We start from the raw sequence: 11,372 nt of genomic DNA, 5'->3' as shown, positions 1-11,372 counted from the left end.
ATCTCTCAAAAATCGGCAGATTGGTACTTTGGAAAGACATATCTGTCTTTTTATTGCAGTTTGCGGAAACTCAAGGATTTGTAAAAAATGGGAAAATGAAAACCGGCATGACGAAAGCCATACCGGTTCTGCTGTGCGCCTGACGGTGCATATTAAGCCACTACAGTGACATTGGTAGCACGGATCTTGCTGCTGTTCTGAGGATCGCATTCGGTGTCGAAGGTAACCTTCTGGCCTTCCTCCAGGGACTTAAAGCCCTCAGCATTGATTGCGGAGAAGTGTACGAATACTTCCTCTCCGGTGGCGTCATTGGTAATGAAGCCATAACCTTTCTGTGCATTAAACCATTTTACTGTACCGTTGTTCATCTTGGTACCTCCTTTTATTGTGCAGGCAGAGCCCGTTTTAGTGTTGGTGATTCTAAAACGTAGTGCAAAAAAATCACATATTTTTGTAAACCATCATCAAAGTAGCAATGACTTACAAAAATATGTGAGTTCAATGACTTTCATTTAGAATACGAGTAGAGTATACCACTGTATTTGTCGTAATGTCAATGATTTTTTATGAATAATTTTCCGGCTTTTTGCAGAAAGTATGAAAAAAGCAAAACGGAGGAAAAGGTCTGCGGCGGCAGGCGTATAGAGCGGAATGTACATTACAGTCAGTATGTTTATGATCGTGGCAATTACAATGGTGTCCTTGATGGCGGGCTTCTGGGTGGGGAGAAGCCTGCGCTGGAAGCTGGCGGAGACGGAGGAAGAAAACGGCGGGCAGCCGGGAGAACAGACAGATGAGGAAAGATTTGTCCGGGAAGCGGTTTCGGCAGGAGAGGGCCGTGAGACGGTGAAAGAAGAAGGGTCCCGCACACGGTTTGTTTTTCAGGAGCGGAAAAATAAAACGGTGGAGAAGGTAATTCCCAGGGGCTGGGCCATTGGAAGTCCCTGCGCCGGAGAAGTAAGCTTTTTTTATGAGGGAAGCCGCAGAGGCGCGGTGATTCAGGCGCAAAAGGGAATGGTGTATGCGCCTGCGTCAGGAAAAATCACAAAACTGTATCCTATGGGAAATGCTTTTCTTTTGTGCACGGAATTTGGCGTTGAGCTGTTGATCAAGGTGGGAAGCTGCAGGGATGAGATGTTCAGCATGTATTACCGGCCCCGCATTGTACAGAACGAAATTGTAAATAAGGGTAAGCTGCTTTTGGAATTTGACCTGGAGGGACTGGAGGCAGAGAATGTGGACGCCAGCGTGTCCATCAGTGTGGAAGCGGCACAGGACAGCCGGGAAATCCTTGTCACGGGACAGAAGTATGTCCGGGTGGGGGAAGAGGTTCTCTGGGTGAGAGATCAGAAGACCCTTGATTAAGGGCGCGGCTTCGGCGGTATTCCTTGGGCGTGATATGGAATGCCTGCTGAAATTCCCTGAAAAAGGTGCGGGAGCTGCCGAAGCCTGAATCCAGCGCAATCTTGGTGACGGAGTCGTCCGTGGAGATGAGCAGATCTCTGGCGTATTCCAGACGCTTGGTATTTACATAGCATGGAAAAGTGGTATGGAATTTGTCGGAAAAAAGCCTGGAGAGGCGGAAACGGCTGACGCCGAATTCCCTGGACAAAATTTCCAGGGACAGGCTTTCTGTGTAGTGGGCGTCTATGTACATAAGAATTCGCTGCTCTAAAATTAAATCCATGGATATATTCTTTGGCTCCAATGTAAGCTTTGGAAAGAGATCCGCCAAAAGAAGCGTCAGGTACCCTTCGGCCAGGGCCAGCACGGACTTTGGGATAAGGCCCTCCTTTGTAGGAAAGTCCAGGGCCAGGCTTAAAAGTCCCTTTATAGCAGCGTTTCCGTGGCAGGAAATGGCGCAGGAGGGAATAAGGCTTCTTAGGGGATTGCACTTTTGAAAATATTGCTGATAGCTGTGGCAGCAGTCGTCATCAAAAATACATAAAAGAATCCGGCTGTGGGAAACGGTTTCCAGACTGTGGAGCTGGTTTGGAAAAATAATGGCGGCGCTGCCCTCTGAAAGCAGGTACTCTGTGTGATCCACGCAGATGCGCACTTCGCCCTCCAAAAGGACAACAAGCTCTGCCTGGCGGTGCAGATGGGCCGCAAAGGATATATTGTGGGAGGTATAAAAGCGCAGGCGCTCCGAACGATTCTGGTAAAAAATACTCATAAGGCTTTCTATTCTCCTGTAAGGCGAAGATCGCAAAAAATGGCATCAGAAAGGTACTGTTTCATAGGATTATAATACTCTATTTTTATGGGATTTCAAGGGAAAATCACAATAAATGGCATAAATATTTGGCAATATGACACGCGTTGGGGGAAAAAGGCTGTTATACTTAAAAAAAAGCACCGGAAAGGAGAATGTATGGACAAAACAAAGATCAAGAAAATGTGGATTGCCGATCAGGGAGACGGCACCTACATAAATCCCATATTATATACGGATTATTCGGACCCGGACGCCATCCGCGTAGGGGAGGACTTCTTTTTAATTGCTTCCAGCTTCTGCAACACACCTGCCATACCCCTTCTGCATTCCAGGGATCTGGTGAACTGGAAGGTGATCAATTATGTGATGGACAGGCTGCCTTTTGACTATTACGACAAGCCCATGCACGGCTGCGGCACATGGGCGCCCTCCATACGGTATCATGAGGGAGTGTACTATGTGTTTGTGCCCATGCCTGATGAAGGAATTATGATGTGCAAAACCACGGACCCCTGGGGAACCTGGAGTGAACCGGCCTATGTGAGGAAGGTGGTAGGATGGATTGATCCCTGTCCTTTCTGGGATGAGGATGGCAGGGCGTATATGGTGTCCGCCTTTGCCAGAAGCCGAATCGGCTTTAAGAGCATGCTTTATATGTCTCCCATAGAGCCTGACTGCTCCGGGGTTTTGGACGATGGAAGGTTTATCTATGACGGACATGACACCCAGCCCACCATCGAAGGGCCTAAGCTTTACAAGCGCAACGGATGGTACTATATTTTTGCTCCCGCAGGGGGCGTGAAGCCGGGCTGGCAGACCGTGCTGCGCTCCAGAAATATCTATGGCCCATATGAAGAGAGGATTGTGCTGCATCAGGGAGACACCCCTGTAAACGGCCCCCACCAGGGAGCCTGGGTGGATACACCGGACGGCCAGGACTGGTTTCTGCATTTTCAGGATGTGGGAAATGCAGGCCGTATTGTGCATCTGCAGCCTATGCGCTGGGTGGACGACTGGCCTGTGATCGGCGTCAATGAAAAGGACGGCTGCGGCGAACCGGTGCTTCGTTATCAAAAACCGGATGTGGGAGCGGTTTATCCCATAGACGCTCCTGAGGACAGTGATTTCTTTGAGGGAGATACCCTGGGACTGCAGTGGCAGTGGAATGCCAACTACAAAAAAGAGTGGTACCGGCTGGGAGATGGAGGGATTACCCTGTTTGCACAGCCCTCTGATCCAAAAACACAGCTTTGCGACATCAGCAATCTGCTGCTCCAGAAATGGCCGGCCCCGGAGTTCCAGATCACCACATGCCTGCATCTGGAGCATATGGGAGAGGGCGATGTGGCGGGCATGGTGTCACTGGGAGGACATTATACAGCCCTTTTGGTCAAAAAGGAAAAAGGGAAGCTTATCCTGCAGCAGAGAACGGGAAACTGGACGAAGGACGACGAGGTGCGCACCGATCTGGGACAGGTGGAGGAAAACACACTTTATCTCCGGATGCGGGTGGAGAAGGAAACCTATGTATCCTTTGAGACTGGCTGTGATGAGGAGCATTTTTCAGCGGCAGGGGAAACAGTGGAGGCAGCTCCCGGACGCTGGGTTGGCGTAAAGGCAGGACTTGCAGCCATTAATGAAGGGGGCAGCGCCCCCGGAAGCATAAAGGCAGACTACTTTGTGTTTGAAGCGCTGCACTAGAGCTGTTTAAGAAGAGATGCTGCCCCTTTTTGGGAAGGCTATTCCACAATGGTGTAGGAGTTTTTCTTTTCTATGCGTCCCGGAAGAGGAGATGCGGGATATCCAAGGGCAGCCGCTCCGAAAACGGCGTGGTCAGGGCGCAGGCCAAAGCTGTTTAGTACGTCCCGGACAGCCGGTTCGTCACAGATGTCTTTTAACTGGTTGAGCCAGACAGAACCTATGCCAAGGGAGTGGGCTGCGAGAAATATATTTTCCAGAGCGCAGGCATTGTCCTCCCTGGCAAAGGGGCTTTCCTTTTCGTTGGCGGCAAGAATCAGCACGGCGGGGCGGTACATATCGTAATTTTCCCGGCCTAAAACCCCTGCTGCGGCCTGGGCAAGCCGTTGTATTTTTTCGCGGTTTGTAATGGCGATGAACTGCCAGGTCTGCCGGTTCATGCCGCTTGGGGCGCAGACGGCGGCCTGAAGGATTTCTGTAAGCGCTTCCTCTGGAATGGGCTGCTCCGTAAAAGAACGGCAGCTTCTTCTGGTGTAAATGTTTTCCAAAACGGTGTTCATAAAATACCTCCTTCAAAAATATGTATCTGCCTGAAAATAGGTCGTTTCCTTCTTTATCATAGCTCTTTTTTCTGTAAATGACAATAAAGTACAAAAATAAAGGAAGGGATGGGGACTATGTTATTTACGGATCAGGATTTGAAAAAGCTTATTGGCCCTTTGGTCATTGAGCAGATTTTGTCGGTTACCATCGGCATGGCGGACACCATTATGGTGGCTTCCTGCGGGGAGGCGTCTGTGTCCGGGATTTCGCTGGTGGATTCCATCAGTGTGCTGCTTGTAGGGCTTTTTGGAGCCATGGCCAGCGGAGGGGCCGTAGTGGCGGCACAGTATATGGGGAAAAAGGACAAGGAAATGGTGGGAAGGGCCTCCAACCAGCTTTTCTTAGCGGTAGGCGGCGTGGCTCTGGTGTTTATGGTGATCGCTCTGGCGGGCAACCAATTTCTGCTGAACCTGATCTACGGGGGCATAGAGGCCGACGTGATGGAGGCGGCAAGAATTTATTTTTATATAACTGCCGTGTCCTATCCCTTTTTGGGCATTTATAATGGCGGGGCGGCTTTGTTTCGGGCTGTGGGAAACGCCAAGGTATCCATGCAGGTGGCTGTGGTGGCAAATCTGATTAATGTGGCGGGAAATGCTCTTTTGATTTATGGCTTTCAAATGGGAGCGGCGGGAGCGGCCATATCCACGCTGGCAGCCCGGGTGGTGTGCGCTGTGGTGATTTTTGCCCTGCTGAAGAAAAATAAAGAGATTCCGCTGGGAAAAAGCTGGAAGCCTGATGGAAGAATCCTAAAGAAAATTTTGTATATCGGAGTGCCAAACGGTTTGGAAAACAGTATATTTCAGATCGGAAAGCTTATGGTAAGCAGTCTCATTGCAGGCTTTGGCACGGCGTCGATTACCGCAAACGCCATTGTGGGCAATGTGGGGAATTTTCAGCTGATTCCCGGAAATGCCATAGGTATGGCAATGATCACTGTGATCGGGCAGTGTGTTGGAGCGGGAGATGTAAAGCAGGCGGAATATTATAACAGAAAACTGATAAAGACGGCGTATCTTTATATGATCGTTCTGGGGATAGGGCTGATTGTTCTTGCCCGCCCTGTCTGCAGCCTCTATCAGCTGAGCGAGGCGACCACAAGGCTGACCATTACGGTGCTCTTATATAACTGCATCTGCTGTATGCTGGTGCATCCTCTGGCCTTTGCACAGGCAAATTCCCTGAGGGCGGCGGGAGACGTAAAATTTACCATGGTGGTTTCCATCGCCTCCATGTGGACCTGCAGGATTGTGCTGGCTTATCTGATGGGCGGATATATGGGGCTTGGCGTTCTGGGAGTCTGGATTGCCATGACCATTGACTGGTGTGTGCGGGCGTTCTTTTTTACCACCAGGATACGGTCCGGAAAATGGACAGCACATATGAATGTGATTACCAACGGATAGAAGCTTTGTGGCACGCCATGATTAGAAAATTGAAAAAAGTAATTGACAAATACCCTGTGGGGGTATATCCTTTTTGGTGAAAGGAATACCCCTATGGGGTATTTTAAAATGGGTGATTACGAAACTCGCTCCCAGGTTCGTGACTTTGCCAGCGAGTTTCGCAAACGCCTAATTTCAAAAAACAGAAAGGATAGGAACCGGGTGGAAGGAAAAAATAAAACGGAAGAGTGCTGTTGTCATCATAAGACAACGCCAAGGCAGGAGAAAGAGCTGAAACAGCTGAAAAATCGGCTCAACCGCATGATCGGGCAGCTAAACGGCATCAGTAAGATGCTTGACGACAACCGCTACTGCGGGGATATCCTGACCCAGGTGGCGGCGGTGGAAAGCGCCCTTCAGGCATTTGGCTATGTGGTGTTGAAGGAGCACATGGAAACCTGTGTGGTGGAAGAGATTAAAAAGGATAATGTAAAGATTGTGGATGAAGCTGTGGAGCTGATCAAAAAGCTGAAGTGATCAAGGACTTAGGAGGTGTATCGTGTGAAGGAAAGATATCATATTTCAGGCATGACCTGTTCCGCCTGCTCCTCTCATGTGGAGAAGAGCGTAAACAAGGTGGCGGGAGTGGAGCATGCTTCCGTGAACCTTCTGACGGAGACGATGGATGTGACCTATGACGAACAGGTTATCGGAAGGCCGGATATTATAGGAGCTGTGGAAAGGGCGGGGTACGGCGCCTCTCCCATGGAGCAGGAAAAGGCCGGCGGAGGCGGCCAGGCCGCTGGGACTTTTAAAACCCGGGAAAGCTCTGTGGGAGGCCGGGAAGGACTTAAGGAACAGGCAAAGGAGCAGGACCGGGCCATGAAATGGAGGCTTGGCATCTCTATCGGCTTTTTGATTCCTCTTATGTATGTGGCCATGTTCCACATGTATCAGGATTGGTTTGGGCTTCCGGTTCCGGGCTTTGTGATGAATGCCTTTCACGGAAATGCCAATGCCATGAATTTTGCGCTGACGCAGTTTTTGCTCTTACTGCCGATTTTGTATATGAACCGGAAGTTTTTTGCGGTGGGCTTTAAGACGCTTTTTCATTTAAGCCCTAATATGGACAGTCTCATAGCCCTTGGGGCGTCTGCGGCCACGGGCTATGGAATTTTTGCCATGTACCGTATCAGCTATGGGCTGGGACATGGCGACATGGCCCTGGTGGAGCAGTATTCCCACGATCTGTATTTTGAATCTGCAGGCATGATTTTAACGCTGATTACGGTGGGAAAATATCTGGAAAGCCGTTCTAAAGGGAAAACCAGCGAGGCTATCACAAAGCTCATGGACCTGTCGCCAAAGATGGCGGTCATCTTAACCCAGGACGGACAGGAAAAGGAGGTTCCCACGCAGCAGCTGAAACAGGGAGATATTTTTCTGGTAAAGCCTGGGAGTCTTGTGCCGGTGGACGGTATTGTGATAGAGGGCCGCTCCAGCATAGACGAGGCCGCCATTACCGGAGAAAGCGTTCCCGTGGAGAAGAAGGAAGGGGACAGCGTGGTTTCCGCCACCATGAATAAATCCGGATTCTTAAAGTGCAGGGCCCAGAGAGTGGGGGACGACACTACGCTGGCCCAGATCATCCGTCTGGTGGAGGAAGCCAGCGCAAGCAAGGCCCCTATCGCCCAGCTTGCGGATAAGGTGGCCGGAATTTTTGTGCCGGTGGTCATCGCCATTTCGCTGGTCACCCTTGGCGCATGGCTTGCGGCAGGAGCGGGAGCGGAATTTGCCATATCAACGGCTATCGCAGTGCTGGTGATTTCCTGTCCCTGTGCGCTGGGACTGGCCACACCTGTGGCCATCATGGTGGGAACCGGCGTAGGAGCCAGCCACGGCATTTTGATTAAATCCGGGGAGGCTCTGCAGCGGGCCAAGGAAATTGACACGGTGGTGCTGGATAAAACAGGCACCATTACAGAGGGAAGCTTAAGCGTTATGCAGGTTAAGACGCTGGCGGCGAAGCACACAGGGGAACAGATTATCGCTCTGGCAGCCGCTTTGGAGAGTAAAAGCGAGCACCCTCTGGCGGAGGCGGTAGTAAGAGCTGCCAAGGCAGCTCCGGCAGCTAAAGCAACTCCGGCAGCCCAGGACGGCAGTCTCTATCAGGGAATTGGCGTTTCGGATTTCAATGCGGTATTTGGCCGGGGCATTGAAGGGAAGCTTGAGGCGGACTGGATACAGCCCGGGAAATACTATGTGGGAAACAGCGCTTATCTGGCGGAAAACCATATCTCCCTGGAGGGAGAGGATGGCGCCTTGTGTCAGCCCATAGCCGACGCTATGGCGGACGAAGGCCAGACGCCCCTTTTTGTGGCGGATGAGAACCGGGTTCTGGGTATTATCGGCGTGGCCGACAGCATCAAGGAAAGCTCTCTGGAGGCCATCCAGGCATGGCATCAGATGAAGGTGAGGGTGATCATGCTCACCGGGGATAACAGACGGACGGCGGAGGCTGTGCGAAAGAAGCTTAATCTTAAGGAGGTAGTGGCCGAGGTGCTGCCCCAGGACAAAGAAAAAAAGGTTTCCCAGCTAAAGGAGCAGGGCTGCAGGGTAGCTATGATCGGGGACGGTATCAACGATGCTCCCGCTCTGGCAGCAGCAGATGTGGGCATGGCAATCGGAGCGGGAACGGATGTGGCGATAGAGAGCGCGGATATCATTTTGATGAAGAGCGATTTAAGAGACGCTGTTACAGCCATGCGCCTGAGCCGGGCGGTGATCCGGAATATCAAGGAAAACCTGTTCTGGGCGTTTTTCTATAACAGCATCGGAATCCCGCTTGCCGCAGGTCTTTTGTATCCGGCCTTTGAACTGCGCTTAAATCCAATGTTCGGCGCTGCGGCCATGAGTTTAAGCAGTATTTTTGTGGTAGGCAATGCACTCCGGCTGCGGGGCTTTAAAAGCTCCTTCGGCAAAAGGGAGGCAAATATAAAAAATATAGAAAAAAGGAATGAGAAAGGAAGAAAAGAAATGACAAAGGTATTGACAGTGGAAGGCATGATGTGTGCACACTGCACCGCAAGAGTGCAGAAGGCTTTGGAGGCCGTGGAAGGTGTAAAAGAGGCAGCCGTAAGCTTAGAGGATAAGACGGCAGCAGTGCAGCTTGAAAAGGAGGTTTCCGACCAGGTCCTTACAGCGGCTGTGACAGACGCCGGCTATGAGGTAACGGATGTGAAGATAAGCTGAAGGGGCAACCATTAATATTTCTTTAAGATTTTTACCAGGGAATTGTGTACAGGATGCAGATATGCTAAGTTATGTGTATGCGGACACATCTGAAATTTGCGTAAGATCAGCGTTTAAAGCGCGGAAATGAGGTACTTATGAAGAATAAGCTGTATTATCTTTTGTTTGTTGTCTACGCACTGGTGGTGGTTTTTATCCTGTATATCAACGGCGTGTTTTCCCAGGATACCTCCGGCCTTGTGAATTTGTTGATCAATGTGGGCTTCCTGGTAATCATCGGTATTTTATTTATTATATCCAGCGTCAGCTTTTCCAGGCTGAACCGCTGTACGGATGATCTGTGCGAAGCGGCGGACCAGCTGTATCAGGAGTATAAGGAAAAGGGACAGAATCTCTGGGAGAGCTGCCGTGACAAAAAGGATTTGTTTCACGAGGAGATACTGAAAACGGCATTCTCCAAATATAAGGCCAGAATCAGCAATTACCGCACCAAAAGGGGATATGCCGGAACCTGTGATCTGGAGGAGTATATCAACGAGGACCTTCTGGATCAGGCGGCTATGACCTATTATAACTCAGGCATAGCGGGGACCATGACGGGACTTGGCATTCTGGGAACCTTTCTGGGGCTTACCATGGGGCTTGGCTCCTTTGACGGCAATGATATTTTTACCATTTCCGATAATGTGGGACCGCTGCTTTCTGGAATGAAGGTGGCCTTCCACACTTCGGTATACGGTATTTTCTTTTCTCTGGTATTTAACTTTGTGTACCGCAGCATTATGTCCGACGCCTACGAAAAGCTGGAGCGCTTTCTGCAGGTATTCCGCCAGTGCGCCATGCCGCCGGAAATGCCGGCAGATGAAAATGGCGCCGCCATGCTGGTGTATCAGGCGAATATGTCCCGCAGCATGAAGGAGATTGCCCAGCTTTTAAGGGGAAATGCCCTGGATCAGACAGCGGGTGTGGAGCGTATCGTTAAGGAATTTGTGGAACAGATGCAGTCTGCACTGGGAACGGATTTCGGGCGGTTTGGAAACACGATGAGGGCCACCCAGGAGGCCCAGCAGGCTTATGCAGATAACTGCAGGAATCTCATTGACGCTGCTACGGCGCTGGTGGAGGTCAACCGAAACGTACAGGAGACCCTGGCACAGATCATGAAGCGTCAGGAGGAGTTTGCCCAGGAGTTAAATGCCCAGAAGGAAAAACTGGAGGATACCTGTGAGAATATAAGCGATGAGGTATCCAGCCAGCTTTACACCTTTACCCAGACAAGGAGCGCCTATGAAAAATAACAGGAAGAACAGAGAGGCTTTTGCGGAGCACAGCTTTTGGCAGTCCTATTCGGATATGATGGCAGCCCTTCTTTTGATCTTTATTTTAATCATCGCCATCACTCTGGCCATATATAAGCAGAAAACCTCCGACTTAGAGCAGACCAGACTGGACTTAAGCGCAGCACAGGAACAGCTTGACGCGACCCGGGCGGACCTGGAAAGCTCAAGAGCGGAGATTGAGCAGCAAAATAAAGAGCTGGAGGAATCTCTGGCCCAGCTGCAGCAGGCCTATGCCCAGGCTGCGCTGACACAGGAGGAGCTGGATCAGGCTTATCTGGAAATTGCAAATGCCCAGGCGGAGCTTTCCGCCACAAGGAGCGAGCTGCAGAATATAGTGGGAATCCGCACGGATTTGATCGGAGAGCTGCAGAATACCTTTGAGAATTCCAGCATGACGGTGGACGCTCAGACAGGATCCATCACCTTTTCCGCGGACGTGCTCTTTCGGTATAACAGCGCTACGCTTACATCCCAGAGCCGCAGCACCCTGCGGGAGGTCATTCCCAAATATCTGGAGGTGCTTTTACAGGATCAGTACCGGGAATATATTGCGGAAATTATCATCGAGGGACATACGGATACGGACGGCGGATATCTGAGCAATATGGAGCTGTCCTACAACCGGGCCAGCGCAGTGGCTAAATTCTGTCTGGATGAGGAAAACGGGCTCGGCCAGGAAAAAATAGAGCAGCTGCAGGAGCTTTTGACTGTGAACGGGCGTTCCTACAGCGAGCCTGTCTACGAGACGGATGAGGCGGGAGCCCAGACCGGGGAAATAGATATGGCCGCCTCCCGCCGGGTGGAAATCAAGTTCCGCTTAAAGGAGGACGAAATGATCGAGAAGATTTCTTCCATCCTGCAGCAGCAATAAAAGAG

The 11,372-nt window shown here is 50.8% G+C and carries 10 protein-coding genes; 7 read left to right on the top strand and 3 right to left on the bottom strand.

What is annotated here, in order from left to right; translation table 11 throughout:
- Nucleotides 1–152: 152 nt before the first annotated feature.
- Nucleotides 153–368: a cold-shock protein gene (locus SHK35_RS08935; RefSeq protein ID WP_103240592.1), complete on the bottom strand. Its 216-nt coding sequence runs from the start codon at nucleotides 366–368 to the stop codon at nucleotides 153–155.
- Nucleotides 369–651: 283 nt separating this feature from the next.
- On the opposite strand from SHK35_RS08935, the gene SHK35_RS08930 reads away from it, so the two are divergent.
- Entirely contained in the window at nucleotides 652–1,365 is a 714-nt protein-coding gene (locus SHK35_RS08930; protein WP_318709516.1) for a PTS glucose transporter subunit IIA, read from the top strand.
- On the opposite strand, the gene SHK35_RS08925 is transcribed toward SHK35_RS08930, so the two are convergent.
- On the bottom strand, nucleotides 1,295–2,176 hold the full coding sequence (locus SHK35_RS08925) for an AraC family transcriptional regulator (RefSeq protein ID WP_318709515.1): 882 nt from the start codon (nucleotides 2,174–2,176) through the stop codon (nucleotides 1,295–1,297). The genes SHK35_RS08930 and SHK35_RS08925 overlap by 71 nt on opposite strands.
- Nucleotides 2,177–2,374: 198 nt before the next feature.
- Between SHK35_RS08925 and SHK35_RS08920 the strand changes: the two genes are divergently transcribed.
- On the top strand, nucleotides 2,375–3,919 hold the full coding sequence (locus tag SHK35_RS08920) for a glycoside hydrolase family 43 protein (RefSeq protein WP_318709514.1): 1,545 nt from the start codon (nucleotides 2,375–2,377) through the stop codon (nucleotides 3,917–3,919).
- A 38-nt stretch (nucleotides 3,920–3,957) separates the two neighbouring features.
- Here the strand turns inward: SHK35_RS08920 and SHK35_RS08915 are convergent, their stop codons facing one another.
- Nucleotides 3,958–4,476 (bottom strand): nitroreductase family protein, encoded by a 519-nt coding sequence (locus SHK35_RS08915; RefSeq protein ID WP_318709512.1) that lies wholly within the window; start codon nucleotides 4,474–4,476, stop codon nucleotides 3,958–3,960.
- A 117-nt stretch (nucleotides 4,477–4,593) separates the two neighbouring features.
- On the opposite strand from SHK35_RS08915, the gene SHK35_RS08910 reads away from it, so the two are divergent.
- From SHK35_RS08910 to SHK35_RS08890, 5 genes are all read left to right on the top strand, one after another.
- Nucleotides 4,594–5,925: an MATE family efflux transporter gene (locus SHK35_RS08910; protein WP_318709510.1), complete on the top strand. Its 1,332-nt coding sequence runs from the start codon at nucleotides 4,594–4,596 to the stop codon at nucleotides 5,923–5,925.
- A 93-nt stretch (nucleotides 5,926–6,018) separates the two neighbouring features.
- Nucleotides 6,019–6,441, top strand: a complete 423-nt coding sequence (locus SHK35_RS08905) for a metal-sensing transcriptional repressor (RefSeq protein ID WP_318709509.1) — start codon at nucleotides 6,019–6,021, stop codon at nucleotides 6,439–6,441.
- Between the two features lie 24 nt (nucleotides 6,442–6,465).
- Complete coding sequence (locus SHK35_RS08900; protein WP_318709508.1) at nucleotides 6,466–9,156, top strand: heavy metal translocating P-type ATPase; 2,691 nt, start codon at nucleotides 6,466–6,468, stop codon at nucleotides 9,154–9,156.
- A 137-nt stretch (nucleotides 9,157–9,293) separates the two neighbouring features.
- Nucleotides 9,294–10,454 carry a MotA/TolQ/ExbB proton channel family protein gene (locus SHK35_RS08895; protein WP_318702917.1) on the top strand — a complete coding sequence of 387 codons (1,161 nt, stop codon included), beginning with the start codon at nucleotides 9,294–9,296 and terminating at the stop codon, nucleotides 10,452–10,454.
- The gene (locus SHK35_RS08890; protein ID WP_318709507.1) at nucleotides 10,444–11,367 is read left to right on the top strand and encodes an OmpA family protein; all 924 of its coding nucleotides are present in this window, start codon (nucleotides 10,444–10,446) and stop codon (nucleotides 11,365–11,367) included. The genes SHK35_RS08895 and SHK35_RS08890 overlap by 11 nt, the downstream gene beginning before the upstream one ends.
- The last annotated feature ends 5 nt before the right edge of the window (nucleotides 11,368–11,372 follow it).

Origin of the sequence: Candidatus Acetatifactor stercoripullorum, assembly GCF_944382095.1 — a bacterium.
Lineage (GTDB): Bacteria > Bacillota > Clostridia > Lachnospirales > Lachnospiraceae > Acetatifactor > Acetatifactor stercoripullorum.
Note: the sequence above shows the minus strand (reverse complement) of the source record. Positions and strands in the feature narration are given on the sequence as shown.

Bases quoted from the DNA above. Each gene is read 5' to 3' on its own strand.
- SHK35_RS08935 (WP_103240592.1), bottom strand. From the start codon at position 368: ATGAACAACGGTACAGTAAAATGGTTTAATGCACAGAAAGGTTATGGC.
- SHK35_RS08930 (WP_318709516.1), top strand. From the start codon at position 652: ATGTACATTACAGTCAGTATGTTTATGATCGTGGCAATTACAATGGTG.
- SHK35_RS08925 (WP_318709515.1), bottom strand. From the start codon at position 2,176: ATGAGTATTTTTTACCAGAATCGTTCGGAGCGCCTGCGCTTTTATACC.
- SHK35_RS08920 (WP_318709514.1), top strand. From the start codon at position 2,375: ATGGACAAAACAAAGATCAAGAAAATGTGGATTGCCGATCAGGGAGAC.
- SHK35_RS08915 (WP_318709512.1), bottom strand. From the start codon at position 4,476: ATGAACACCGTTTTGGAAAACATTTACACCAGAAGAAGCTGCCGTTCT.
- SHK35_RS08910 (WP_318709510.1), top strand. From the start codon at position 4,594: ATGTTATTTACGGATCAGGATTTGAAAAAGCTTATTGGCCCTTTGGTC.
- SHK35_RS08905 (WP_318709509.1), top strand. From the start codon at position 6,019: ATGGGGTATTTTAAAATGGGTGATTACGAAACTCGCTCCCAGGTTCGT.
- SHK35_RS08895 (WP_318702917.1), top strand. From the start codon at position 9,294: ATGAAGAATAAGCTGTATTATCTTTTGTTTGTTGTCTACGCACTGGTG.
- SHK35_RS08890 (WP_318709507.1), top strand. From the start codon at position 10,444: ATGAAAAATAACAGGAAGAACAGAGAGGCTTTTGCGGAGCACAGCTTT.